25 protein-coding genes are annotated in these 24,530 nt (G+C 67.1%); 16 read left to right on the plus strand and 9 right to left on the minus strand.

Going from position 1 to position 24,530, the window contains the following annotated elements; translation table 11 throughout:
• Position 1 precedes the first annotated feature (1 nt).
• The 3 genes from O3305_RS17430 to O3305_RS17440 all read left to right on the plus strand — a co-directional run bounded on the left by O3305_RS17430 (position 2) and on the right by O3305_RS17440 (position 4,143).
• The gene (locus O3305_RS17430) at positions 2-499 is read left to right on the plus strand and encodes a toxin-activating lysine-acyltransferase (RefSeq protein WP_269573665.1); all 498 of its coding nucleotides are present in this window, start codon (positions 2-4) and stop codon (positions 497-499) included.
• Positions 500-637: 138 nt separating this feature from the next.
• Positions 638-2,734 carry a type I secretion system permease/ATPase gene (locus O3305_RS17435; RefSeq protein WP_269573666.1) on the plus strand — a complete coding sequence of 699 codons (2,097 nt, stop codon included), beginning with the start codon at positions 638-640 and terminating at the stop codon, positions 2,732-2,734.
• Positions 2,731-4,143: an HlyD family type I secretion periplasmic adaptor subunit gene (locus O3305_RS17440; protein WP_269573667.1), complete on the plus strand. Its 1,413-nt coding sequence runs from the start codon at positions 2,731-2,733 to the stop codon at positions 4,141-4,143. Before O3305_RS17435 ends, O3305_RS17440 begins: the two co-directional genes overlap by 4 nt.
• A 47-nt stretch (positions 4,144-4,190) precedes the next feature.
• On the opposite strand, the gene gyrB is transcribed toward O3305_RS17440, so the two are convergent.
• Complete coding sequence (gene gyrB, locus O3305_RS17445; protein WP_409372581.1) at positions 4,191-6,722, minus strand: DNA topoisomerase (ATP-hydrolyzing) subunit B; 2,532 nt, start codon at positions 6,720-6,722, stop codon at positions 4,191-4,193.
• Positions 6,723-6,833: 111 nt separating this feature from the next.
• Between gyrB and O3305_RS17450 the strand changes: the two genes are divergently transcribed.
• On the plus strand, positions 6,834-8,225 hold the full coding sequence (locus O3305_RS17450) for a M20/M25/M40 family metallo-hydrolase (protein ID WP_269573668.1): 1,392 nt from the start codon (positions 6,834-6,836) through the stop codon (positions 8,223-8,225).
• A gap of 111 nt (positions 8,226-8,336) precedes the next feature.
• Here the strand turns inward: O3305_RS17450 and recF are convergent, their stop codons facing one another.
• Positions 8,337-9,404, minus strand: coding sequence for a DNA replication/repair protein RecF (gene recF, locus O3305_RS17455; RefSeq protein ID WP_269576551.1), 1,068 nt, complete (start codon positions 9,402-9,404; stop codon positions 8,337-8,339).
• A 76-nt stretch (positions 9,405-9,480) separates the two neighbouring features.
• Between recF and O3305_RS17460 the strand changes: the two genes are divergently transcribed.
• Positions 9,481-10,230 carry a hypothetical protein gene (locus O3305_RS17460; RefSeq protein ID WP_184162164.1) on the plus strand — a complete coding sequence of 250 codons (750 nt, stop codon included), beginning with the start codon at positions 9,481-9,483 and terminating at the stop codon, positions 10,228-10,230.
• A 15-nt stretch (positions 10,231-10,245) separates the two neighbouring features.
• Here the strand turns inward: O3305_RS17460 and O3305_RS17465 are convergent, their stop codons facing one another.
• Complete coding sequence (locus O3305_RS17465; RefSeq protein ID WP_269573669.1) at positions 10,246-11,010, minus strand: Coq4 family protein; 765 nt, start codon at positions 11,008-11,010, stop codon at positions 10,246-10,248.
• 156 nt (positions 11,011-11,166) lie between these two features.
• On the opposite strand from O3305_RS17465, the gene O3305_RS17470 reads away from it, so the two are divergent.
• Positions 11,167-11,385, plus strand: a complete 219-nt coding sequence (locus tag O3305_RS17470) for a helix-turn-helix transcriptional regulator (protein WP_184162158.1) — start codon at positions 11,167-11,169, stop codon at positions 11,383-11,385.
• Positions 11,378-12,016 carry a hypothetical protein gene (locus O3305_RS17475; protein ID WP_269573670.1) on the plus strand — a complete coding sequence of 213 codons (639 nt, stop codon included), beginning with the start codon at positions 11,378-11,380 and terminating at the stop codon, positions 12,014-12,016. The genes O3305_RS17470 and O3305_RS17475 overlap by 8 nt, the downstream gene beginning before the upstream one ends.
• A 78-nt stretch (positions 12,017-12,094) precedes the next feature.
• Here the strand turns inward: O3305_RS17475 and dnaN are convergent, their stop codons facing one another.
• Positions 12,095-13,207, minus strand: a complete 1,113-nt coding sequence (dnaN, locus tag O3305_RS17480; RefSeq protein WP_269573671.1) for a DNA polymerase III subunit beta — start codon at positions 13,205-13,207, stop codon at positions 12,095-12,097.
• Between the two features lie 151 nt (positions 13,208-13,358).
• Entirely contained in the window at positions 13,359-13,961 is a 603-nt protein-coding gene (locus tag O3305_RS17485; RefSeq protein WP_269573672.1) for an outer membrane protein, read from the minus strand.
• 309 nt (positions 13,962-14,270) lie between these two features.
• Between O3305_RS17485 and O3305_RS17490 the strand changes: the two genes are divergently transcribed.
• Together O3305_RS17490 and O3305_RS17495 are read left to right on the plus strand one after the other, a co-directional pair.
• Positions 14,271-14,918, plus strand: coding sequence for a histidine phosphatase family protein (locus O3305_RS17490; RefSeq protein ID WP_269573673.1), 648 nt, complete (start codon positions 14,271-14,273; stop codon positions 14,916-14,918).
• Positions 14,915-15,379 (plus strand): invasion associated locus B family protein, encoded by a 465-nt coding sequence (locus O3305_RS17495; RefSeq protein ID WP_269573674.1) that lies wholly within the window; start codon positions 14,915-14,917, stop codon positions 15,377-15,379. Before O3305_RS17490 ends, O3305_RS17495 begins: the two co-directional genes overlap by 4 nt.
• A gap of 325 nt (positions 15,380-15,704) precedes the next feature.
• Here O3305_RS17495 and O3305_RS17500 read toward each other — a convergent pair whose 3' ends face one another.
• Entirely contained in the window at positions 15,705-16,127 is a 423-nt protein-coding gene (locus O3305_RS17500; RefSeq protein WP_269573675.1) for a DUF4168 domain-containing protein, read from the minus strand.
• A gap of 105 nt (positions 16,128-16,232) precedes the next feature.
• Positions 16,233-17,111, minus strand: a complete 879-nt coding sequence (locus O3305_RS17505; protein ID WP_269573676.1) for a LysR family transcriptional regulator — start codon at positions 17,109-17,111, stop codon at positions 16,233-16,235.
• 93 nt (positions 17,112-17,204) lie between these two features.
• On the opposite strand from O3305_RS17505, the gene O3305_RS17510 reads away from it, so the two are divergent.
• The 7 genes from O3305_RS17510 (at position 17,205) to O3305_RS17540 (ending at position 23,411) form a co-directional block, all read left to right on the plus strand.
• A complete protein-coding gene (locus O3305_RS17510) occupies positions 17,205-18,140 on the plus strand; it encodes an NAD-dependent epimerase/dehydratase family protein (protein WP_269573677.1) in 936 nt (311 codons plus the stop codon).
• A 28-nt stretch (positions 18,141-18,168) separates the two neighbouring features.
• Positions 18,169-19,377 carry a dual-specificity RNA methyltransferase RlmN gene (gene rlmN, locus O3305_RS17515; protein WP_269573678.1) on the plus strand — a complete coding sequence of 403 codons (1,209 nt, stop codon included), beginning with the start codon at positions 18,169-18,171 and terminating at the stop codon, positions 19,375-19,377.
• On the plus strand, positions 19,374-19,802 hold the full coding sequence (locus tag O3305_RS17520; protein WP_269573679.1) for a GNAT family N-acetyltransferase: 429 nt from the start codon (positions 19,374-19,376) through the stop codon (positions 19,800-19,802). The genes rlmN and O3305_RS17520 overlap by 4 nt, the downstream gene beginning before the upstream one ends.
• Positions 19,803-19,844: 42 nt before the next feature.
• Complete coding sequence (locus O3305_RS17525; RefSeq protein ID WP_269573680.1) at positions 19,845-20,603, plus strand: sulfite exporter TauE/SafE family protein; 759 nt, start codon at positions 19,845-19,847, stop codon at positions 20,601-20,603.
• A gap of 17 nt (positions 20,604-20,620) precedes the next feature.
• On the plus strand, positions 20,621-21,313 hold the full coding sequence (locus tag O3305_RS17530; protein WP_269573681.1) for a cytochrome b/b6 domain-containing protein: 693 nt from the start codon (positions 20,621-20,623) through the stop codon (positions 21,311-21,313).
• A complete protein-coding gene (locus tag O3305_RS17535) occupies positions 21,310-22,047 on the plus strand; it encodes a molybdopterin-binding protein (RefSeq protein ID WP_269573682.1) in 738 nt (245 codons plus the stop codon). Before O3305_RS17530 ends, O3305_RS17535 begins: the two co-directional genes overlap by 4 nt.
• A gap of 101 nt (positions 22,048-22,148) precedes the next feature.
• Positions 22,149-23,411 (plus strand): SAM-dependent methyltransferase, encoded by a 1,263-nt coding sequence (locus O3305_RS17540; RefSeq protein ID WP_269573683.1) that lies wholly within the window; start codon positions 22,149-22,151, stop codon positions 23,409-23,411.
• Here O3305_RS17540 and O3305_RS17545 read toward each other — a convergent pair.
• On the minus strand, positions 23,399-23,818 hold the full coding sequence (locus O3305_RS17545) for a DUF1801 domain-containing protein (protein WP_269573684.1): 420 nt from the start codon (positions 23,816-23,818) through the stop codon (positions 23,399-23,401). The genes O3305_RS17540 and O3305_RS17545 overlap by 13 nt on opposite strands.
• A 10-nt stretch (positions 23,819-23,828) precedes the next feature.
• Positions 23,829-24,497, minus strand: a complete 669-nt coding sequence (locus O3305_RS17550) for a hypothetical protein (RefSeq protein WP_269573685.1) — start codon at positions 24,495-24,497, stop codon at positions 23,829-23,831.
• Between the last annotated feature and the right edge of the window lie 33 nt (positions 24,498-24,530).

The following is a 24,530-nucleotide window of genomic DNA, read 5'->3' on the forward strand; positions in this document are numbered from 1 at the left end:
CATGGAACAGATGACTACGCCTCCTACCGTCAGCCACCTCCTGGGCGAGATGACCTGGCTGCTCACCCAGTCGCCGCTGCACCGCGGCCTTGCGATCGGCGATCTCGAATGGCTGGTGATGCCGGCGTTGCTCAACGAGCAGTTCTACATCTTCCGCGACGGCGATCGGCCGGTGGGTCTGGCGCTATGGGCCAGGACCACCGCGGAGGGCGAGGCCAAGCTGCAGCGCGGCATGATCGAGCCGGAGAATCGGCTGACCATGGACGAATGGAGCAAGGGAGACCGCCTCTGGCTGGTCGATCTCATCGCGCCCTTCGCCGATGCGACCAACCGCCATCTCGAGATCATGATCGCGGATCTCATTGCCAAGCCGTTGCGCGGGCAGGCCTTCAATCTCCACCGCACCGATCTCGAGACGGGCTTGCGCTCCGTTCAGCGGATCGAGGCGGATGCGGGAGACCGGCTGGTCGAGGCGATCGCGGCGCAGCTCAAGGAATAGCTGCGTACCCTGGTTCCAGGGCGCTGGGGGCAGCGAACAACCAGCTGACGCTACTCAAATGTTGTGCGCGTAACGCGTTCGGGGGGATTTGTGATCGAGGGGGAGAAAGCCGCGTCGTCGGCTTCGCTGGATGCATTCGTGCTTGTCGCCCGCTTTCTGGGGGTGCCCGCCGATCCTGCGCAGATTGCCCATGAACAGGGGCAGGGGACGGACTTCCGCCTTGAAGGGCTTGCGCGTGCCGCCAAGCGCATCGGCATCGTCGCGCGCATCCAGTCCAGCGCCATCCGTGATCTTATCAAGCGCCCGCTTCCCGCGCTCGCCGAGCTTGAGGACGGCGAGGCCGTGATCCTGCTCAAGGTGGACGAGAGCGAGGAGAAGCGGCGCCTGCTCGTCCAGCGCGGCGGCGCGGCGGCGCCGGAGATCTGGAGCGAGGACCAGTTCGCCGCCGGCTTCACCGGCCGCCTGCTGCTGATGACCACGCGCGAGGCGATCGCGGGCACGGGCCGGCCGTTCGACATCAGCTGGTTCATCCCGGCGCTCGTTAAATATCGCAAGCCGCTGCGCGACGTGCTGATCGCCTCCTTCTTCCTCCAGCTGATGGGGCTGGTCTCGCCGATCTTCTTCCAGCTGGTGATCGACAAGGTGCTGGTGCACCAGTCGCTGTCCACCCTCGATGTGCTGGCGATCGGCCTGGCGGTGGTGCTGACCTGGGAGACGGCGCTGTCGGCGCTGCGCAACTGGCTGTTCGCGCATTCGACCAATCGCGTCGATGCCGAGCTCTCCTCGCGGCTCTTCCGGCACCTGCTCAACCTGCCGCTTTCCTATTTCGAAGCGCGCCGCGTCGGCGACAGCGTGGCGCGGGTACGCGAGCTGGAGCGGATCCGCGAGTTCCTCACCTCCAACGCGGTGACGGTGGTCATCGATCTCTTCTTCACCATCGTGTTCTTCGCGGTGATGTATCTCTACAGCCCGATCCTGACCTTGATCGTGGTGCTGTCGATCCCGCTCTACGCGGCGATCTCGATCCTGATCACGCCGACGCTGCGGGCGCGCCTCGATGAGAAGTTCCGGCGCGGTGCGGAGAACCAGGCGTTCCTCGTCGAGAGCGTGACGGGGATCGGGACGCTGAAGGCGATGGCGGTGGAGCCGCAAATGCGCGCGCGCTGGGAACGGCAGTTCGCCGGCTACACCCAGACCGGCTTCTCGGTGATGACGCTGGCCAATTGGGGCAGCCACGGCATCCAGCTCGTCTCCAAGCTCACCACCGTCGCGATCCTCTATTTCGGCGCGAAGCAGGTTATCGCGGGGGACCTGTCGGTCGGGGCGCTCGTCGCCTTCAACATGCTGTCGGGGCGGGTCGCGTCGCCGATCCTCCGGCTGTCGCAGCTGTGGCAGGACTTCCAGCAGGTGCGCATCTCGGTCGATCGGCTGGGCGACGTGCTCAACGCGCCCGCCGAGCCCGAGCACAATCCCAATCGCGCCAGCCTGCCGGCGATCCGCGGCGACATCCGCTTCGATGCCGTGCGCTTCCGCTATCGGCCCGACGCGCCGGAGGCGCTGCGCGGAGTCGCCCTGGAGATCGCGGCGGGGCAGACGCTGGGCATTGTCGGGCCCTCCGGATCGGGCAAGTCGACCCTGACCAAGCTCGTCCAGCGGCTGTACGTGCCGGAGCAGGGAAGGGTCCTGGTCGATGGCGTCGATCTGGCGCTGGTCGATCCGGCATGGCTGCGCCGCCAGATCGGCGTGGTGCTGCAGGAGAACATCCTGTTCAACCGTTCGGTCCGCGAGAATATCGCGCTCACCGATCCGACCCGGCCGATGGAGCAGGTTATCGCCGCCGCGCAGATGGCCGGCGCGCATGATTTCGTGCTCGAGTTGCCGCACGGCTACGACACCGTGATCGACGAGCGCGGCGGCAACCTGTCCGGCGGCCAGCGCCAGCGCCTCGCCATCGCCCGTGCGCTCGTGACCGATCCGCGCATCCTGATCCTCGACGAAGCCACCAGCGCGCTCGATGCCGAGAGCGAGGAGATCATCCAGCGCAACCTCGGGGTCATCGCCAAGGGGCGCACCGTGATCATCATCGCGCATCGCCTGTCTGCGGTGCGCCAGTGCGACCGGATCGTGACCGTCGAGGCGGGGGCGCTCACCGAGGATGGCGATCATGACAGCCTGATCCGCGCGGGCGGGCGCTACGCGCAGCTCTATGCCAAGCAGATGGGAGTTGCGCTGTGACCCTCGCGGCGCGCTTCCCCAATCTCGCGCATCACTGGCAGGTCCTGCGCACGGCCTGGCGGATGGAGAGCGAGGCAAAGGCGCGGCGACGGCCGAAGCTCGACCATGAGTTCCTGCCCGCCGCGCTCGAGATGATCGAGAAGCCGCCGAGCCCCGGCCTGCGCTGGCTGATGCTGCTGCTGTGCTCGCTGTTCGGCGTGGCGCTGCTCTGGTCGTGGATCGGCAAGGTCGATACCGTCGCGGTCGCCACCGGCAAGGTCGTGCCGTCCGCGAAGATCAAGATCATCCAGCCGATCGAGATCGGCGCGGTCCGTGCGATTCATGTCCGCAACGGCCAGCGCGTGAAGCGCGGGCAGCTGCTGATCGAGCTGGATCCGACGCTCGCCGGCGCGGACGATGCCCAGGCGAGCCAGGGCCTGCTCTCGGCACGGCTCACCCAGGCGCGCAGCGATGCGCTGGTACGCTACCTCGCGACCGGGCACCTGGCCTATGTCCCGCCCGAGGGGACGCCGGCGGCGGTCGCGGCGACGCAGGCCGGCCTCGCCAGGGCCGCGGTCGCCGAATATCAAGCCGAGCGCGCCAGCCTCCAGGAAGCGCGCGCGCAGAGCAGTGCCGATCTCGCCGCGGCCAATGCCGAGCTCGCCAAGCTCCTGCAGACCCTGCCGCTGGTCGACCAGCAGCTGGAAGGGCGGCGCACCCTGACCGACAAGGGCTATTATTCGCGGCTCAAGCTGCTTGAATATGAGCAGCTGCGCGTCGAGCATGTCCAGAATATCGCGGTGCAGCGCAGCACCGCCGCCAAGGCACGCGCGGCGATCGCCAATACCGATGCGCAGATCGCCCGGCTGCGCGAGACCTTCGGCAAAGCGGCCTTTTCCGACCTTTCCGAAGCCGAGGACAAGGGCGCCGTGGCGAGCGAGGAAATCCGCAAGACCCTGCGGCGCCGGCAATATCAGGAACTCCGCTCGCCGGTCGATGGCGTGGTGCAGCAGCTGGCGATCCACACCGTGGGCGGCGTCGTCCAGCCCGCCCAGCCGCTCCTGGTGATCGTGCCGTCGGCGGACGAAGTCGAGGTCGAGGCGCAGATCCTCAATCGCGACATCGGCTTCATCCGCGAGGGGCAGCCGGTGCGGGTGAAGCTGGAGGCGTTCCCGTTCACCGATTATGGCCTGATCGACGGCGAAGTGGCGTCGATCAGCCGTGACGCCATCGAGGACGAGAAGCGCGGCCTGATCTACGCGGTGCGCGTCCGCCTGAAGCGTCGCACGATCGCGATAGGGGGCCGGGAGATGCCAATCGGCCCTGGCCTTGCCGTACAGGCGGAGATCCGGACCGGCGAGCGCCGGATCATCCAGTATCTCCTGTCGCCCATCGCCGAGACCATCGACGAGGCCGGGCGCGAGCGCTGATTTTCACAAGGCGGGCGCGGGCGGTTCCAGCCCGCGCCCGGCCCGGATCAGACGTCCAGGTTGGCCACGCTCAGTGCGTTCTCCTGGATGAAGTCGCGGCGCGGCTCGACCACGTCGCCCATCAGCTGGGTGAAGATCTCGTCGGCGACATCGGCCTGGTCGATCTGCACCACCAGCATCGAGCGGTTTGCCGGATCGAGCGTGGTTTCCCACAGCTGCTCGGCGTTCATCTCGCCAAGACCCTTGTAGCGCTGGATCGACAGGCCCTTGCGGCCCGCCGCCAGGATCGCGTCGAGCAGTTCGCTCGGGCGCGCGACCAGCGTCTCGCCCTTGGCGGCGGCGACCAGTTCCTCGCCGTCCTCGGCTGCCGGCGCGGCAACCTCCTCGGTCGCGGCGGTCTTTGCCGGCACCAGCTTGGCGAGCACCGCATAGCTCTGCGCCTGCTCGGCGGCGAGCGTGTGGAGCTTGCGCCCTTCGGCCGAGACCAGGAACGCCGCCTCGATGATGTGGTGATCGGTCACGCCGCGCCACAGCCGCTCGAAGTGGAAACCGCCATCCTCGGTCACGCGGGCGCTCCAGCGCGCATCCTCGTCGGTCTGGTCGAGCCGGCGGGTCACCGCGCCCAGCCGCTCGTCGCGCTGCTCGCGGCTCGCGTCCGGATCGAACGCGCCGGCCAGCGCCAGCGCCTCGACGATGTCGGGTGCATAGCGGCGCGGCACGTAGCGCATCAGGGTCCGCATGCGCCGGGCATGGTCGACCAGCTTCATCAGCTCCTCGCCGAAGATCGGGCCTTCATGCGTCTCGAGCCGGGTGAGGCCCACGCCGCCTTCGACCAGATACTGGTCGAGCGCGGTATCGTCCTTCAGATACACTTCGCTGCGGCCCTTGGTCGCCTTGTAGAGCGGCGGCTGGGCGATATAGAGGTGCCCGGCCTGGATGATCTCGGGCATCTGCCGGTAGAAGAAGGTGAGCAGCAGCGTGCGGATATGCGCGCCGTCCACGTCTGCGTCGGTCATGATGACGATCTTGTGGTAGCGCAGCTTCTCGATGTTGAAGTCGTCGCGGATGCCGGTGCCCAGCGCCGTGATGATCGTGCCGATCTCGCGGCTGGCGAGCATCCGGTCGAAGCGCGCGCGCTCGACGTTCAGGATCTTGCCGCGCAGCGGCAGGATCGCCTGGAACTGGCGGTCGCGGCCCTGCTTCGCGGAGCCGCCTGCCGAGTCACCCTCGACGAAGAACAGTTCGGACTTGGCCGGATCGCGCTCCTGGCAGTCGGCAAGCTTGCCGGGCAGGCTGGCGATGTCGAGCACGCCCTTGCGCCGGGTCAGCTCGCGCGCCTTCTTGGCGGCTTCGCGGGCGGCGGCAGCGTCGATCACCTTCTGGATGATCGTCTTGGCGTTGGCCGGGTTCTCTTCGAGATACTCGGCCAGCTTGTCCGCCATCAGGCTCTCGAGCGGCTGGCGCACTTCGGACGAGACCAGCTTGTCCTTGGTCTGCGAGCTGAACTTCGGATCCGGCAGCTTGACCGAGACGATCGCGGTCAGGCCTTCGCGCATGTCGTCGCCGGTGAGCGTCACCTTCTCCTTCTTCAGCATGCCGCTCTTGTCGGCATAGCTGTTGATCGTGCGGGTCAGCGCCGCGCGGAACGCCGCGAGGTGGGTGCCGCCATCCCGCTGCGGGATGTTGTTGGTGAAGCAGAGGACGTTCTCATAATAGGAGTCGTTCCACTCCAGCGCCACGTCGATGGTCACGTCGTCGCGGGTGCCGGCGATCGCCACGGGATCGGGCATCAGCGGCTGCTTGTTGCGGTCGAGCCACTTCACGAAGGCCGCGATGCCGCCCTCGTAATAAAGCTCGACTTCCTTCACTTCCTCGTGCCGCGCGTCGCGCAGGAACAGGCGCACGCCCGAATTGAGGAAGGCCAGCTCGCGATAGCGGTGCTCGAGCTTGTCGAAGTCATATTCGATCTGGTTGCGGAAGGTGCCGCCGTCGCCCGGGGCCTTTTCGGTCGAGGCGAGGAAGGTCACGCGCGTGCCCTTCTTGCCCTCGGGGGCCTTGCCGATCACCTTGAGCGGCGCGGTCGCGTCGCCATAGGCGAAGCGCATCCAATGCTCCTCGCCGTCGCGCCAGATGTTGAGGTCGAGCCACTCGGAAAGCGCGTTGACCACCGAGACGCCCACGCCGTGCAGGCCGCCCGATACCTTGTAGGCGTTATCGTCGCTGGTGTTCTCGAACTTACCGCCGGCATGGAGCTGGGTCATGATGACCTCGGCCGCCGAGACGCCTTCTTCCTTGTGGATGCCGGTCGGGATGCCGCGGCCATTGTCCTCGACCGAGACCGAGCCGTCCGCGTTCAGCTGGATGATGATCTTGTCGCAATGCCCGGCCAGCGCCTCGTCGATCGCGTTGTCCGAGACCTCGAACACCATGTGGTGGAGGCCCGAACCGTCGTCGGTGTCGCCGATATACATGCCGGGGCGCTTGCGCACTGCGTCCAGTCCCTTGAGGACCTTGATCGAGTCTGCGCCGTAGCTGTTCTGGTTCGGGGTATTTTCGGGAGTGGTGTCGTCGCTTGCCATGCCCAGCATATAGGTATTGGCGTCACGAAACGGAAGCAAAATGGCGCTTTGCCCGCGCGGGGAAACATGATGAATTGTGGACGAGATTCCGGGGCGGAAAAGGGGCGGTCGATGAAGCGTTTGGCGGTGGGACTTGCGGTGCTGCTGGCGTCTTTCCCGGCCCAGGCCCAGGACAATGAAGCGCTGCGTTCGCTCTATCAGGAACTGGTCGAGACCGACACCAGCATCACCACCGGTAGCTGCACCGCGCTGGCCGACAAGGTCGAGGTGCGGCTGCGCGCGGCGGGGTATGGCGATGCCGACATCACCCGCTTCGCGGTGCCCGATCATCCCAAGGAGGGCGGGCTGGTCGTCGTCCTGCCCGGCACGTCGAAGACGCTGAAGCCGATCCTGCTGCTCGGCCATATCGACGTGGTAGCCGCCAAGCGTGAGGACTGGACCCGCGATCCGTACAAGCTGGTCGAGGAGAAGGGCTATTTCTGGGGTCGCGGCACCGCCGACATGAAGGCGCTGGATGCGATCTGGATCGACACGATGCTCCGCCTCAAGCTCGGCAAGGCGAAGCTCAAGCGCACGCTCAAGCTGGCGCTCACCTGCGGCGAGGAGACCAGCTGGGCGTTCAACGGCGCCAAGTGGCTGGCCGAGAACAAGCCCGATCTGATCGCCGCCGAGTTCGCGCTCAACGAAGGCGGCGGTGGCCGCACCGACGGCAAGGGCAAGCTGCTCACCGCCAACCTCCATGTCGGCGAGAAGACCGCGGTCAACTACCGGATCGAGGCGACCAATCCCGGCGGTCACAGCTCCGCGCCGGTGAAGGACAATGCGATCTACGAGCTGTCCGACGCGCTGGTGAAGGTCCGCGAGTTCGAATTCCCGCTGATGATGACCGATACGACCAGGGCCTATTTCGCCCGGGCCGGCGCGGCGCGCGGTGACGACATGGGCAAGGCGATGATCGCGCTCGCCGCCAATCCGGGCGACAAGGCGGCCGAGGCGATCGTCAACACCGACAAGGCCTTCCACTCGATGCTGCGCACCACCTGCGTGGCGACCTTGATCGATGGCGGCCATGCCAACAATGCGCTGCCCCAGCGCGCCGGCGCCAACATCAATTGCCGCATCTTCCCCGGCGTATCGGCGGAAGCGGTGCGCGACGAACTGGTCCGGGTGATCGCCGATCCCCGGATGACGGTGACCCTGCCCGAGCTGCGCGGCCCGCTCGCCCGGCCGGTGCCGCTCGATCCGAAGATCGTCAAGCCGATCGAGAAGCTGCTGGCGAAGCATCGCCCCGGCGTGCCGCTGGTGCCGATGATGTCCACCGGCGCTACCGACGGCGTGTTCCTCGAGGCGATCGGCATCCCCTCCTATGGCCCGCCGGGCACTTATTCCGACCCGGATGGAAACGGTACCCACGGGCTCAACGAGCGGCTCGCGGTCGACGCGCTCTATTCGGGCCGCGCCTTCCTGTTCGAGCTGGTGACAGTTCTCGGCAATCAGGACTGACGCTATCCAATTAACCTGCTCCCCGGCGAAGGCCGGGGCCCAGGGTTTCTCTGCCGTGTCGCTCGTGACCCTGGGCCCCGGCCTTCGCCGGGGAGCACCTGGTATCCTCAGCTACTCGACCGAAACCGCCCCATCGCTGACCCGATACCGCGTCGCACCCCCGGGAACCGCCTCGAACAAGGCCGGCTCGGTCCCCGTCATCCACACCTGCCCGCGGCCTTCCAGCCGTTCGAACAGTGCCGCACGCCGGCCCGGGTCGAGATGCGCCGCGACTTCGTCGAGCAGCAGGATCGGTGCGCGGGCCACGCGCTCGGCGACCAGCTCGGCATGGGCGAGGACGAGCCCAAGCAGCAGCGCCTTCTGCTCGCCGGTGGAGCAGAGATGCGCCGCCTGATTCTTCCCCAGATGCGTGACGAGCAGGTCGGCGCGGTGCGGACCCGCCAGCGTGCGGCCCGCCGCCGCGTCGCGCCGGCGACCGGCCGCCAGCTCGCGGGCGAGCGCGTCGGCATCGCCTTGCCAGCCTTCCAGTGCCAGCCCCGCCCGCGCGAACGGTCCCTCGGGCTGCGCCGCCAGCCGCTCGGCCAGCGCCACGACCAGCGCACGCCGGGCGGCATCGATCGCCGCGCCATGCTCGGCCATCCGCGCCTCGAGCGCGGTCAGCCAGTCGGGGTCTGGCGCGGCATCCTCCGCCAGCAGCCGATTGCGCTCGCGCATCGCGGCTTCGTATCGGGTCGAATGGTGCGCATGGCCGGGGCTCAGCGCCAGCGTCAGCCGGTCGAGGAAGCGCCGCCGCTCGCCCGCCGCATCGACGAACAGCCGGTCCATCGCCGGGGTCAGCCACAGAACGCTAACCCATTCGGCCAGGCTGGTGGCGGCGGCGGTCGCGCCGTTGATCCGCACCAGCCGCCGTTCGGGCGCGCTCGCCTGGGTGCCGGTGCCGATGTCCGTCTCACCCAGCCGCGCCGCCACGCCGAACCCGCCGCTGCCGCCCTGCCGCGCCATCTCGGTCAGCGGCGCGCGGCGCAGGCCCCGGCCGGGGGCGAGCAGCGAGAGTGCCTCCAGCACATTGGTCTTCCCCGCGCCATTCTCGCCGCTCAGCACCACGAAGCCGGGCCCGGGCACGAGCACGGCGTCTTCATGGTTGCGGAAGTCGGTCAGGACGAGGCGGGACACTGCCATTCCCCGCCGATAGCCGCTATTGCCGCCGCGCGCGACATCGCGGATGATCGCCGGCGTCGAATAAGGGGGTTCCACCATGCGTACCAAGCTGTTCCTTGCCACGATCCTGGCGCTCGCGCCGATGCCGGCGCTGGCCGACGTCACCGCGCGCTATAATGCCGGCGGCAAGGAGCTGGTGATCGAAGTCGATGACGGGGGCAATTCGCGCCTCGACGTCGGCGGCAAGTTCACGATCATCCACCGCGACGGCGTCGACTATATCGCCGTCACCGACAAGGAAGGCACCAAGGTCTTCGAGCTCCAGGCGATGGTCGATCTGGTCAAGGGCTTCATCCCCAAGAGCGAGGATCCCAAGGCCAAGGAGTTCCAGTTCGGCATCGCGCCGGGCACCGCCGCGGTCGTCGCCGGCCAGCAGGGCGAGGCGTGGAAGCTGCTGATGCTCAAGGGCGACGAGGCTTCGAAGAAGAAGCATATCGAGATGGTGGTCAGCGCCGACCCCAGGCTCACGCCCGTCGGCAATGTGTTCCGCCGCGCGATCGACACGGTGAACAGCTTCTTCGGTGCGATGTTCCCCGAGGAGACCGGCTTCTCCGCGCGTCTGACCGAGCTGTTCGCCAAGGGCACGCCGCTGCGCGTCACGCCGATCGAGGAAGGTGCGGCCAAGCAGGACGGCCCGCTGATCGAGTTCAAGTCGCTCGACACCGCCGAGATCGACGCCAAGCATTTCGAGCTGCCCGCGCCCGTCACGTCGGCCGACGAGATCTTCGGTGCGATGGACGCGCTGATGAAGCCGAACGCCGGCGGCGCGATCAAGGACCTGCCGTAAGCAAGGGCGCGGGGTTTAGATCCCCTTCAGGCCGGCCGCTTCCAGGCTGGCCTGCGCCTTGCGGTACCTGACCGGATCGCCGATGTTCAGCCGCTTGCGGACCTGATCGAGCGGCTCGGCGAGCAAGGTCTCATAGTCCTCGCCGTGCAGCCACTGCGCAGCCTTGCCGTGGCGATAGCCCTCGATCACGGCCTTGAAGAAATCGAGCTTGCGGGTGATGCGGATGCTCTTGAGCGCCGCGCCCATGCCGATGAAGCCCCAGCCGAGCCCGCCGGTCTGCGCATAGGAGAAGGCGACCAGGCAGGCCTCGCCGAGATGCTCGTCGGCCTGATAGCCGGTGATCACGTGCCACAGATCATGGATGTCGCGCTCGCGCCGGCCCATCCAGGCATAGGGATGCTGGATATCGGCATTCTGGAACGCGCCCTCGGCCATGCTCACCGCGACCAGCCCGTCGGCGGTATAGCCGGTCGAATCGAGGAAGTTGCGATAGGCCGCGCCCACCGTGCCCTCGGCAAAGCTGTCGATCCAGGCGCGATCGCCCAGCCGCTCGGCCATCTCGACATGCTGGAAGGCGATCCGCCCGCCATCGGGCATGGTCAGCAGCTTGCGATAGCTCTTCTGCGTCGCATCGCCGTTGAGCGCGCGCATGATCCGGAAGACCTGCTCGGTATCGTCGCCATTGGCGAGCAGCCGCCCCAGCGCACGGAACGCCGTGCCCCATTCCCGCTTCATCGGGATGCCGGGGTTGAAGACCTGCGGGGCGGGCTGGGTGGCCATATGCGATTCCTTACTGACAAGAGTGTCAATACAGGAGTCGGGTCCGGGAATCAATGCTGCCGTAGCGGAAACCCGAGCTGACAAGAGTTCTTGACACCCGCTGCCGACTTATGACAAGAACTCTTGTCATATGGTACAGAGTTCTGGACAGCATGCATGAAGAACCGGCTCCGCGTGCTGCGGGCCGAGGCCGGCCTCAGCCAGGGCGACCTGGCCGGGCTGCTCGGCGTCTCGCGCCAGACGATCAATGCGGTCGAGACCGACAAATACGACCCGAGCCTGCCGCTGGCGATGCGGCTTTCGAAGATCTTTGGAGTGCCCATCGATGTCATCTTCCTCGACGACTGGACCCCGCCCGAGCTCCCCAATGGCTAGTTCCGGGACCCGCCGCCGGCTCGTCCGCGCCGCGGTCGGCGCCGTGTTCGGTCTCGTTCTCGGCTTCGCCGCCGGGCAGTTCGGCCTGTTCGACTGGATCGCGCAAATGCCGGGCGAGGACATCGCCTCGACCGTGCTCGCCGCGCTGCTGCTGCTCCTCGGCCTCTTCGCGCTTGTCGCCGCGTCGAGCAGCGCGCTCTATCGCCGCATGGCCGAGAACTATCAGGAGGGCGATCCGCTCGACGGCACGGTGCTGCGCTATCTGCGGCTGAACGGCATCGGCCTGCTCCTCGGCGCCGCGCTGCTGCTCGCCCCGCCGCTCGCCGTGCGCTTCGGCTACACCGGCGATGCGGCGATCCCGGTCGCGATCGGCCTTGCCGCACTGCTCGCGCTCCAGGTCTGGCTCAATGCCCGGATCCGGCGTGACAGCGACGAGCTCACCCGTGCCGCGCTGGCCGAGGCATCGATCGCCAGCTTCTGGCTGTCCCAGCTCGGCCTGTTCGGCTGGGCGGCGCTCGCCAAACTCGGCCTGGTCGCGGAGGTCAGCCTGTGGACGCTGATGACGATCTCGACGGCGATCTATCTGGTCGTGTCGATCGTCGCGGCGATCCGCCGGGGCATGTTCGCCTGATCCGTCGGGCCTGATACGAAAAAGCCGGTGCGGGATGGTCCCGCACCGGCTTTTTTCATGTCCGCAATCGCCGTGCGATCAGACGCGCATCGGCATCAGCACATACAGCGCCGGCGACTTGTCGTTCTCGCGGATCAGCGTCGGTGCTGCCGCATCGGCCAGATGGACTTCCACCAAATCGCCTTCGATCTGGTTGAGGATGTCCATCAGGTAGCGGCTGTTGAAACCGATCTCGAAGGGCAGGGCGGCATAGTCGCCCGGGACCTCTTCGGCCGCCGCGCCATTCTCCGGGCTGGTCACCGAGAGGATGATCTTGTCGCGCTCCAGCGCCATCTTCACCGCGCGGGTCTTCTCGGTCGCGATGGTCGAGACGCGGTCGACGCCTTCCATGAAGCTCTTCGGATCGAGCTTGAGCAGCTTGTCGTTCCCCGTCGGGATCACGCGCGTGTAATCCGGGAAGGTACCGTCGATCAGCTTCGAGGTCAGGATCGCCTGGCCCAGATCGAAGCGGATCTTCGAGGCCGAGAGCGACACGCCGATCGAGCCGTCGACTTCCTCGAGCAGCTTGCGCAGCTCGCCCACGCACTTGCGCGGCACGATCACGCCCGGCATCGCATCGGCGCCGTCCGGACGCGCCACGGTGACGCGGGCGAGGCGGTGGCCGTCGGTGGCGGCGGCGCGCAGCACAGGCGTCGCCTCGTCGACGACATGCAGATAGATGCCGTTGAGATAATAGCGCGTCTCTTCGGTCGAGATCGCGAAGCGGGTCTTGTCGATGATCTGCTTGAGCGTTTCGGCCGGCAGCTCGAACACCGTCGGCAGCTCGCCCTCGGCGATCATCGGGAAATCGTCGCGCGGCAGCGTCGACAGCGTGAAGCGCGCGCGCCCGGCATTGACGGTGATACGGCCTTCGGCAGCGGTCAGCTCGACCTGCGCGCCCTCGGGCAGCTTGCGCACGATGTCGAACAGCGTGTGCGCCGGCACGGTGATCGCGCCCGGCTGGTCGACCGAAGCGGAGATCGTCTCGTCGATCTGCAGGTCGAGGTCGGTCGCCATCAGGCGCAGCGCGCCGCCCGGCTGTGCCTCGATCAGCACGTTCGACAGGATGGGGATCGTGTTGCGCCGCTCGACCACGGACTGGACGTGGCTCAAGCCCCTCAACAGAGTTGCGCGTTCGATCGTCGCCTTCATCAAGAACCCCCGGGGCAGCTATCGCCCGAATCTGAACCCGCTTGCGGGAATTTTCCGGACCATACCCTTAACGGTAAAAAGGGCCGGAGCAAGCGCTCCGGCCCTATAGTTCACACCTTAAATGCGTAGTTAATGCGTCGTGGTAGCGATCTTAGAAGCGCACGCCCACGCCGCCGAGCACCTGGTGGCGCTTGGCATCGATGCCGGCATCGTCATTCTTGTACTGCGAATAGCGGTATTCGCCCTTCAGATAGACCTTGTCGTTGAGCTTCACTTCGGCGCCCGCGCCCAGGCGCCAGCCATCGACATTGTCGTCGAAGCGGACGTCGGTGGTGCCGGAGGTGTAGCGGCTGTTGAGCTTGGCGTTGGTGTAGCCGCCCTTGGCGTAGATCAGGGCGTTGCCGCCCACGGTGAAGCCGGCGCGCGCGCCGACATAGAGGTCGCGGCCGGTGCTCAGCCGGGCGCTGTCGCCGGCGACGATCACGTTGTTCTCGGTGCGGCGCGCGGTCGAGCCGGTGATTTCGCCTTCGACGCCCAGCACGGCGCTGCCCGCCTGGAAGTCATAGCCGATCTGGCCGCCATAGAGCGCGCCGTCGACGCCGCCCGTATTGTCGCCCTTCACATGGTCCCAGCCGACCACGGCTTCGGCACGCGGGCCGGTGAAGCCGGCATCGGTGCTCTGGGCGAAGGCGGGAGCGGCAAAGGCGGTGCCGGCGAGCAGGGTCGCGGCGGCGGCGATGAACTTGGTACGCATAACGGAACTCCTTGGGTACGCACCCATGCTGTCCGGCATGGGCAGGGTTCAAAACCGGGGGAGGCCCGCGCTGTTTCATGAACCCCAGATAAACAACAAAAAGCGTGACTTACGGGCAACAGGTCAGGCGCCTGTCGCGCGGTCAGACCGATGCGTCGCTTGTGTTGGACATGGTACCTCCCTCTTTTCGTTGCGCCCCGACCGGGGCTGGTGTGGTACTGGGCTACTGCACCTGATCGGGAGATGAACCAAAGGGGGCGCAAATTGGGCACTTGCCTTTCCGCTGCCATGCGGGCTTGTGAGCAAGTGATGACGACCCAGCGCAAAGGCCGCGATTTCATCGCCCGCCACGGTGAGACCGTGTTCAACATCGCCCGGCGCATGCAGGGCGATCATCCCCATACCCCGCTCACCCGCGCCGGCTTCGCCCAGGCCGATGCGATGGGCGCCGCATTGCGCGAGATCCTCGGGCCGAAGCCGAAGCTTACCCTATGGTCGTCGAGCGCCGGCCGCGCGCTGCAGACGCTGGCGGTGATCGCCGAGCATCTCGAGCTCGACTGGCACCAGGCCCGGCATGACGACCGACTGGTCGAGATCGGCATGGGCGAATGGAGCGGCCGCTATTATGCCGATCTGATGGACGAGGCCCCCGGCTTCCTCGACATCGAGCACGGCCTCTACACCCGTCCGCCGCCGGGCGGCGAATGGTATGACGGTATCGCGGTGCGCGTTTCGTCCTGGCTCGCCGACACTGATGAAGACCCGGGCGATAGGCTGGTGATCATGCACGGCATGTCGAGCCGGGTGCTGCGCGGGGTGATGACCGGCCTGCCGGTCTCGCCCGCATTCGGCGCCCCCGTCGCGCGCGATCTGCCGCAGGGCTCGGTGGTGCGGATCGAGGGCGGGGTGGAAACCGTGGTGCATCTCGGCACCGGCCGCGGCGCCGCCCCGGCATGAGCGCGCTGGCGCTCCTTCTCCTGTTGCAGGCGCAGACGCGCACCCCGCTCGGCACGTTCGACAGCTGGGGCGCCTTCCGCGATTCCTCGCCGCTGCGCTGCTTCGCCATCGCCCAGCCGGTCGAGAAATATCGCGAGGCGAAACCCTTCGCCAGCATCGCCAGCTGGCCGCGCGACGGGGTGCGCAACCAGCTCCATATCCGCCTGAGCCGCACCCGTGCCGGCAATGCCCGCGTCACCCTTTCGATCGGCGAGCGCCGCTTCGAGCTCCAGGCGGGCGACGCCGATGCCTGGGCACCCGATGCCCGCACCGATGCTGCGATCGTCGTGGCGATGCGTTCGGGCCGCAGCATGAGCGTGGAAACCGTCGGCGCCAGCGGCACGCCCTTCGCCGACAGCTACGCGCTGAAAGGCGCGGCGACCGCGATCGACGCGGCGGCGCTGGGCTGCGCGGGGCGGTAGGGCAGGGGTTCCGGGGAGGCCTCATAATCCCCCGTCATGCTGAATAATCCCCTGTCATGCTGAACTTGTTTCAGCATCCAACCCTCCACCAAGGATACCGCCTGAGGCACGTTGGACCCTGAAACAAGTTCAGGGTGACGGGTTTCCTTAGGCTGAGCTGGAGAAACCAGAATTGCCATCGTCACCCCGGCCTTGCGCCGGGGTCCCACTACCTGCTCCCAAACCAAGAAGAAGCGGGATCCCGGCTCAAGGCCGGGATGACGAAACAAAAAAGCGGACCGCTCCCAAGGAAGCGATCCGCCACAGTGTCCGTAGTGACAATCGTTTACGGCTGCTTCACCGCGGCGCCGCCGCCCGAGGCCGCGAGCTTGTCGGTCGCCGCCTTCTGGATGCGCTGGTTGAGCGCCGCGTCGCCCTGCATCGCCTGGCCGATCGCGTTGAAGCGCTCCGAGCTCAGGCCTGCCGAGGAAGCGGCGGCCGCCATCTTGGCGCCCTTGTCGGCTTCCGGCGTGGCGGTGTCCTTGCGGATCTTCTCGATCTCGAGCGCGGCGGTGGCGAACTGGCCGACCTCGGCGTCGGTCACCGTCGCATTGGTTGCCGGTGCGGTAGCTGCCGGTGCCGCCGGAGCGGTCGTCTGTGCAGCCGGGGCGTCCGGCGTCGCCGGGGTCGTCTGCGGTGCGGTCTGCGCCATGGCGGCCGGCGCAAGGGCCAGCGTCGTGCCGGCAAGGATCGTGGCGATAAGCTTCATTACAGCACTCCAAACACACAAAGAACTCGCCCCCAGGAACGCAAGGCTGGGGTCCCGGGATGCATGGCCGCAAGCAAAGCGCGGTGTGTCGTGGCCTGTGCGGGGCTAGCCGAGATAGGTCCTGAGACCGGTTACGAGCGCGTCGAACACCGTCCGCACCCGTGCCAACCCGCGCAGATCCTCATGGCAGACCACCCAGGTTTCGAGGGGAAGTTCGAAGTCCGGAAGGAGACGGACCAGTCCGTTGCGCGCGCCGATCGGTACCTGGCACACCCCGATTCCCAGTCCCGCGCGGATCGCGGCGAGCTGGGCATGGTCGCTTTCGGCGCGGAAGCTGAAGTCGGCGATTCGTACGGGGAAGTTTGCTTCCTGCACCTGGCGAAGCATCGCCGAGTCGCGTTCGGGGCCGATCAGCCGGTGCCCGGCCAGGTCCTCGAAGCCTGTGGGGAAGGGTCGTCCGGCCAGGTAATCGGGGTGGGCATGCACACCCAGCGGCACCGCGCCGATGCGCCTGGCGACCAGCGCTTCCTGCTTCGGCGGCACCATCCGCACCGCGACATCGGCCTCGCGGCGCAGCACGTCCTCGTTGCGGTTGCTGGGGCTCAGCGCAATCACCAGCCGCGGATGTTGGCGCTGCACCTCGCGCAGGATGGCGGGAAGAACCTCCACCGCGATCACTTCGCTGGCGGTGATCCGCACCGTGCCGGCCACTTCGTCGGGCGCGGCGGAGGCAGTGCGAACAAAAGCGTCCGAAGCGAGTGCCATGGCGCGGGCATGCTCGTGCAGCGCCTGTCCCCTCTCCGTGGGGGTGAGCCCGCCGGGCGATCGGGTGAACAGCGCCGTGCCCAGCGCGGCCTCCAGTGCCAATATCCGCGTCCGAACCGTCGGTTGCGCAACGTTCAGATGTCGCGCCGCGCCCGACAGGCTCCCCGTCTCCAGCACCGCCAGAAAGGCGCGCTGCTGCTCCCAATCCACCTCACTCATCAATTTTATATAGGCGACATGCAAAGGTTCGACAATTTTCTTCAGGGTCCGATTCGGTCACTCCCGCAACCATTGGCAGCAATGGAGGACGGAATGGACAGGACGGCTTTGGTGCTCGGCCCGACCGGTGGGGTAGGCGGCGAGACCGCCCGGGCGCTGCTCGCGCATGGCTGGAAGGTGCGTGGGCTGGTCCGCGGCCTGCGCCCTGGGCTCGACCCGAATATCACATGGTTCGAAGGGGATGCGATGATCCGGGCGGACGTGCTGGCCGCGGCCAAGGGCGTCGATGCGCTGGTCCATGCGGTCAATCCGCCGGGCTATCGCGACTGGGGCAAGCTGGTCCTGCCGATGATCGAGAGCAGCATCGAGGCCGCCTGGGTCAATGATGCCCGGCTCGCCCTGCCGGGGACGATCTACAATTACGACCCCGCGGCACAGCCGGTCGCCCGGGTCGACTCGCCCCAGGAACCGGCCACCCGCAAGGGGCTGATTCGCAAGGCGATGGAGGCGCGAATCGAGGATTCGGGGGCGCGCGCGCTGATCCTGCGCGCCGGCGACTATTATGGTCCCCGGCCCGGCAATGGCTGGCTTTCCCAGGGCATGATTACCCCCGGAAAGCCGGTCGGCGCAGTCACCTATCCGGGCAGCAAGGGCGCGGGGCACGCCTGGGCCTATCTCCCTGACGTAGCGGAGACTTTCGCCCGTCTGCTCGATCGCGAGGCCGAGCTTCCCCGCTTCGCCCGCTATCATTTCGCCGGTCATTGGGACGGCGACGGCACCGCGCTGGTGGCCGCCATCGGCGCCGCGCTCGGCCGCCAGGTCAGGGCCAGGCCGCTCCCCTGGGCCCTGCTCCCGCTCGCCGCGCCCTTCAATCCGACGATCCGCGAGCTGCTGGAAATGCGCCCCTTCTGGCGCCACCCCATGCGCCTGGACAATCGCGAGCTGGTCGCCTTCCTCGGCGAGGAACCCCGCACCGATCTGGTCGAATCGCTGCGGGTCACGCTCAAGGGGCTGGGGTCACTGGAATAATCGCGCGAGATCGACTATGTGCGCGGCCATGCAGACAGCCTCGGCCGCGCCCATGCCCATTCCCGGGCACATCGATCCCGTGCCCGTGCCCCGCCCCGCGGTGGTGCGCGAGGACGGCCGTACCGACCTGATCGGCCTCACCCGCGACCAGATGCGCGCGGTGCTCGCCGATGCCGGGCTCGAGCCCAAGCAGGCCAAGCTGCGCTCCAAGCAGATCTGGCACTGGATCTACAATCGCGGCGCCACCGAATTCTCGGCGATGACCGATATCGCCAAGGCGCAGCACCCGTGGCTGGAAGAGCGGTTCGTGATCGGCCGCCCCGAAGTGGTCGAGGCGCAGGTCTCCACCGACGGCACGCGCAAGTGGCTGCTCCGCTCGGCGGACGGCCAGGATTACGAGATGGTCTTCATCCCCGATGCGGACCGCGGCACGCTCTGCGTCTCCTCGCAGGTCGGCTGCACGCTCAACTGCCGCTTCTGCCACACCGGCACGATGCGGCTGGTGCGCAACCTCACCGCCGGCGAGATCGTCAGCCAGGTGATGCTGGCGCGCGACGCGCTCGGCGAATGGCCGAGCCAGCCCGAGGGCCGCATGCTCACCAACATCGTGATGATGGGCATGGGCGAGCCGCTCTACAATTTCGACAATGTCCGCGATGGTCTGTCGATCGTCATGGACGGCGACGGCCTGGCGCTGTCGAAGCGCCGCATCACCCTGTCGACCTCGGGGGTGGTGCCGATGATGGCCCGCGCCGGCGAGGAGATCGGCGTGAACCTCGCGGTGTCGCTCCACGCGGTCACCAAGGAAGTCCGCGACGAGATCGTGCCCCTGAACAGGAAGTACGGCATCGAGGAGCTGCTCCAGGCCTGCGCCGATTATCCCGGCGCCAACAATGCCCGTCGCATCACCTTCGAATATGTGATGCTCAAGGACAAGAACGACAGCGATGCCGAGGCGCGTGAGCTGGTCCGCCTGCTCAAGAAGTATGATCTGCCCGCCAAGGTGAACCTGATCCCGTTCAATCCCTGGCCCGGCGCGCCCTATGACACCTCGACGCCCGAGCGTGTCCGTGCCTTCTCGAACATCATCTTCGAGGCAGGCATCTCGGCGCCGGTCCGCACCCCGCGCGGCCGCGACATCGACGCCGCCTGCGGCCAGCTCAAGACCGCGGCCGAGAAGAAGAGCCGCGCCCAGCTCGACCGCGAGGCCGAGGAAAAGATGGCGGCGCTCGGTTGAGTTCCAGCGTCGCGATCGAACGGGTCGCGACGCTCGATCCGGCATGGCTTGCCGGTTGCGATTTCGCCTTTGACCCGTCGGGCAGGGCCTATCCCTTCGACAACGCCTTCGCGGTGCCCCGCGCGGCACGGATGCTGGCGCTGGCCCGGGTCGATGGCCAGGTCGCGGGCTACATCGCCTGCACCCGCGACGGCGATTCGGCTGAAGTGCGCCGCATCGAGATCGATCGCGTCCGGCGCGGCCAGGGTGTGGGCCAATGCTTGCTCGGCGAAGCCCGGGCCTGGGCTGGCGAACAGGGCCTGTCCGCGCTTCGCCTCGAGACGCTGGCCGATAATCCCGAGGCGGGCCGTTTCTTCGCGCGCCATGGCTTTGTCCGCACTCAGGCGGCGGACGCGCTGCACTGGCATCTGCCGCTCCAGCCCTAGAAACTCCTCGACAAGCGTCGACCGTCACGGGAAGGGGGCCCTGTGCTGGACCTTTCCGACCTGATCCTCGCCGCCGTGGCCGGCACGCTGGGTGGCGCGATGAACGCGCTGGCGGGGGGCGGTACCTTCGCGACCCTGCCCGCGCTGATCGCGCTCGGCCTGCTCTCGAACATCGCCAACGCCACTTCGAATGTCGCGCTGCTCCCCGGTGCAGGCGCGAGCGCCTGGGCCTATCGCGACGAGCTGGCCCCGGTCGGCGGCATGCCGGTGCGCGTGCTGGCCGGGATCACCTTTGCCGGCGGGCTGGTCGGGAGCACGCTGCTGGTGCTCACGCCCACCCGCGCCTTCGACCTCATCATCCCCTGGCTGCTGCTGTTCGCGCTGGTGGTGATGCTCTTCGGCAAGCGCGCCTCTGACTGGCTGCACGCCCGCGTCACCATCGGCCCGCGCACCCTGGTGACCGCGCAGAGCCTGCTGGGCGTCTATGGCGGCTATTTCGGCGGCGGGGTGGGGCTGATCACCACTGCGGTCTACGGCCTGCTGGCAGCGGCTGACCCGCGCTCGCTCTTCTCGATCCGCACGCTGATGCTCGCCGTCGCCAATTTCGCGGCGGCCTTCATCTTCGTCGGCATGGGCATGGTGCGCTGGACCGCCTGCCTGCCGATGCTGCTCGGCGGGATCCTGGGCGGCTGGCTCGGCGCCTGGGTCGGCAAGAAGCTCTCGCACCGGCTGGTGCGGATATGGACCTTGCTGGTGACCGCGGGCACCACCATTGTCTTCTTCATGCGCGCTTACGGATGATGCGCTAGGGAGGGACCATGCAGGTCTATCGCCACCGGCTGATCACGCGCCTCTGGCACTGGCTCAACGCGCTTGCCGTGCTGGTGATGATCCCCAGCGGGCTGATGATCTTCAACGCCCATCCCCGGCTCTACTGGGGCAATTACGGCGCGAACTTCGACCATGCCTGGCTCAAGCTGCCGCAATGGCCCGGCTGGCTGACCCTGCCTTCCAGCTATGACCTGGCCGGCGCGCGGCACTGGCACCTGGCCTTCGCGCTGGTGCTTGCCTTCTCGCTGCTGGTCTATCTGTCCTGGAGCCTGCTCAACCGCCACATCCAGCGAGACCTGCGCATCCGCAGGGCCGAGCTGGCGCCGGCGCATCTCGCGCAGGATCTCGAGGCACACTGGCAGCTGCGCTTCCACGATCCCGCCGATCCGAAGGCGTACAACATCTTCCAGAAGGCCAGTTATGCCGGGGTGCTCTTCATCCTGCTGCCCCTGTTGATCTTCACCGGCCTCGCGCTCGCACCCGGCATGTGGCCCTGGCTGGCCGACATGTTCGGCGGCCGGCAATCGGCGCGCTCGCTCCATTTCATCGCGATGGCGCTGCTCAGCCTGTTCACGGTGGTGCATTTGACGCTGGTGATCCTCGCCGGTCCCGTCAACGAGGTTCGCTCGATGATCACCGGCTGGTGGAAGACGCCCGAGGACCTGGAGGAAGCGGCATGATCACCCGGCGAGGCCTGATCGTCTCCGGCGGTGCGACCCTGCTCGCCGGCTGCGATGCCTGGACGGGCAGCCCGGTGCTGCTCGATGCCGACGAAGCGCATCGCTATCTCCAGCGCGCGGTGGTCGGCCGCGGCGCGCTCGCCGCCGAGTTCCGTCCCGAGCAGCGCAGCCCACGCTTCCGCACCAACGGCACCAACAATCCGAACACGCCCGAGTACAACGCCCTCGCCGCCAATCGCTTCGCCGACTGGCGGCTGCAGGTGGGCGGGATGGTCCGGCAACCGCTGTCGCTCAGCCTCGCCCAGCTCCGCTCGCTGCCCCAGCGCGCCCAGATCACCCGCCACGATTGTGTCGAGGGCTGGAGCGCGATCGGCAAATGGCAGGGGCCGCGGCTGGAGGAGGTGCTCCGCCTCGCCGGCCTCAGGGACGGCGTCCGCTACATCGTCTTCCACTGCGCCGATGTCTTCGGCCAGCGCCATATCCCCTATTACGAATCGATCGACCTGATCGATGCCTTCCATCCCCAGACCATCCTCGCCTGGTCGATGAACGACCAGCCGCTGGGCGTGGGGCATGGCGCGCCGCTGCGGCTGCGGGTCGAGCGCCAGCTCGGCTACAAGCACGCAAAATACGTCATGCGCATCGAAGCGGTGGCCAGCCTGGCCGGAATCGGCCGGGGCAAGGGCGGCTTCTGGGAGGATATCGCCGGCTATGAATGGTACGCCGGCATCTGATTGTGTCGGATTCTTCGCAGGTGCGGAAATATTGCGGAAATCCCGTACATCCCTAAGGTGCTTATGGGGGGCTGTTAACCCTGGATGGTGGTGACGGCTAAATGGCGTTGATTGATCGTTTTTTCGCACGCGCAATCAAGCGCGGACAACTGACCGTCATCCACGCGGATGGCACGCAACGGGTTTTCGGTGAACCGGACGCCACACTCAAGCCGGTAACGGTCCGTTTCGGAGCGCGCGCGGTGCGTCGCATCCTGCGCGATCCTTCGCTCGGTGCCGCCGAGTCGTTCATGGACGGCGACATGGTCATCGAACATGGCGACATCTTCGACATGGTGGTGCTGTTCGCCGCGAACAATCTCTGGGAGGACAATAGCTCGGCCCTGTCGCCCAGCGCCTTCAAGGCGGTGCTGGACAAGCTGATGTTCCGCATCGGGCGGATCAACATGCAGCACCGTTCTAAGAAGAACGTCGCGCATCATTACGACCTGTCGGGCAAGCTCTACGATCTCTTTCTCGATACCGATCGCCAATATAGCTGCGCCTATTTCAGTGGGCCGGGCATCAGCCTCGAGCAGGCCCAGCTCGACAAGAAGGCGCACATCGTCGCCAAGCTGGCGATCGGGCCGGGCATGAAGGTGCTCGACATCGGCTGCGGCTGGGGCGGCATGGCGCTCTACATCCACCAGAAGACCGGCGCCGAGATGCTGGGCGTCACTTTGTCCGAGGAACAGCTCAAGGTCGCTCGCCAGCGCGCGCTCGATGCGGGCGTGGCGGACAAGGTGAAGTTCGAGCTGATCGACTATCGCAACCTCAGCGGCCAGTTCGACCGGATCGTTTCGGTCGGCATGTTCGAGCATGTCGGTACGCCGCATTACCGCACCTTCTTCCGCAAGGTGCGCGAGCTGCTGACGCCGGAAGGCGTGATGCTGCTCCACACGATCGGCCGCGCCGGCGGCCCCGGCGTCACCGATGCGTTCACGCTCAAGTACATCTTCCCCGGCGGCTATATCCCGGCGCTTTCCGAGATCGCCAAGGGCTATGAGGGGCTGCGCTACTTCATGACCGATGTGGAGGTGCTGCGCCTTCATTATGCCGAGACGCTACGGCACTGGTACGAGCGCGCCGTCGCCTCGCGTGATGCGATCGTCGGCCTGTACGACGAGCGCTTCTACCGGATGTGGTGCTTCTACCTGGCCGGCTGCCATGTCAGCTTCCAATATGGCGGCCTGGTCAACTACCAGCTGCAATTCTCGCGCTCGCGCGACGCGTTGCCGCTCACCCGCGATTACATGTTCGAGGGCGAGCGCGCGCTGCACGAGCCGCACAAGGTGACCCTCCGTCAGGCCGGTCAGGCGGGGTAGGTCACGTCCATATGGGCAATGGCGGTGCGGGTGATCTCCTCCAGCACCGCCAGGTCCACATCGGCGAGCTTGCGGACATAGAGGCAGCTCTTGCCGGTCCGGTGCTTGCCCAGCCTCGCGAGCAACGGTTCCTGCTCGGGCTGGCCGGTCAGCACATAGAGCACTGTCTCCGCCTTGCGCGGCGAGAAGCCGATCCGGCACATCTCGCCCGAATGGCCGCTGTCATAGGTGTAGCGGTAGCTGCCGAAGCCGATGATCGTCGGCCCCCACATTCTGGGTTCCTCGCCGGTCAGCCACCGCAGCATCTCGCAGACGGTCTCCGCATCGGCGCGGCGCACGGGATCGGGCACCGCGGCGATGAAATCCGCCACCTTCACTTCCGTCGCCCTGGTCTTGATCTCGGCCATTGCCCGTCTCCTATCGCCAGCCTGCCGGCGCACGGCGCAGCTTGCTGATGTTCGATTCCCGCATCGTTTTCACCAGCTCCGGGAAGCCACCCAGCATGCCGGGTCGTGGCCCTTCGATCGCGCGGATCAGGCTCGGCACGTCGCACCGGGCATCATAATAGCAGTAGAGCTTGATATGCTCCTCGGCGGCGCGGAGCAGCACCCCTTTGCCCGGATCATCCTTCACGAGCCGGTGTAGCGCTTCCAGCCGCTTCTCGGGCGCCTGGACTCTGGCCAGCCGGGTATCGTTGCCATCATTGCGGCGCAGGAAACTGGCCCAGGCCGCAGGGCCGTCCCGCAATGCCGCCGGTCCCCAGCCAGGCTCGCGCGCCTGCATCAATTGCGCGGCAAGGCGGAAGCCCTGCGGTCCGATCTCGACCACATAGGGCATCGTCACGGTCTCCGCGAAGCCGCCAAAGGCATAGGCCGAGCTGAAGTCGTAGAGCAGCATCACCGGGCGCGGATATCCGGGCAGGCGGCGCCAGCTCGATTCCCCATAGTCCTCCTGCGCCAGCCGGGTCGCGATCACACCGCCCTTGCCGTTGGTGCGGAAAACGACCTGCGTGAAGCAGCAATGCGCGCCGCCTGTCCAATAGCTGCTGGCCAGCTCCGGTTGTCCGTCGCCATCCAGGTCGAGCACCTTGAACCCATCCCAGCAGGGCGTCCGGTTGAT

The sequence above is a fragment of the Sphingomonas sp. NIBR02145 genome (assembly GCF_027359115.1).
GTDB classification, from domain to species: domain Bacteria; phylum Pseudomonadota; class Alphaproteobacteria; order Sphingomonadales; family Sphingomonadaceae; genus Sphingomonas; species Sphingomonas kyeonggiensis_A.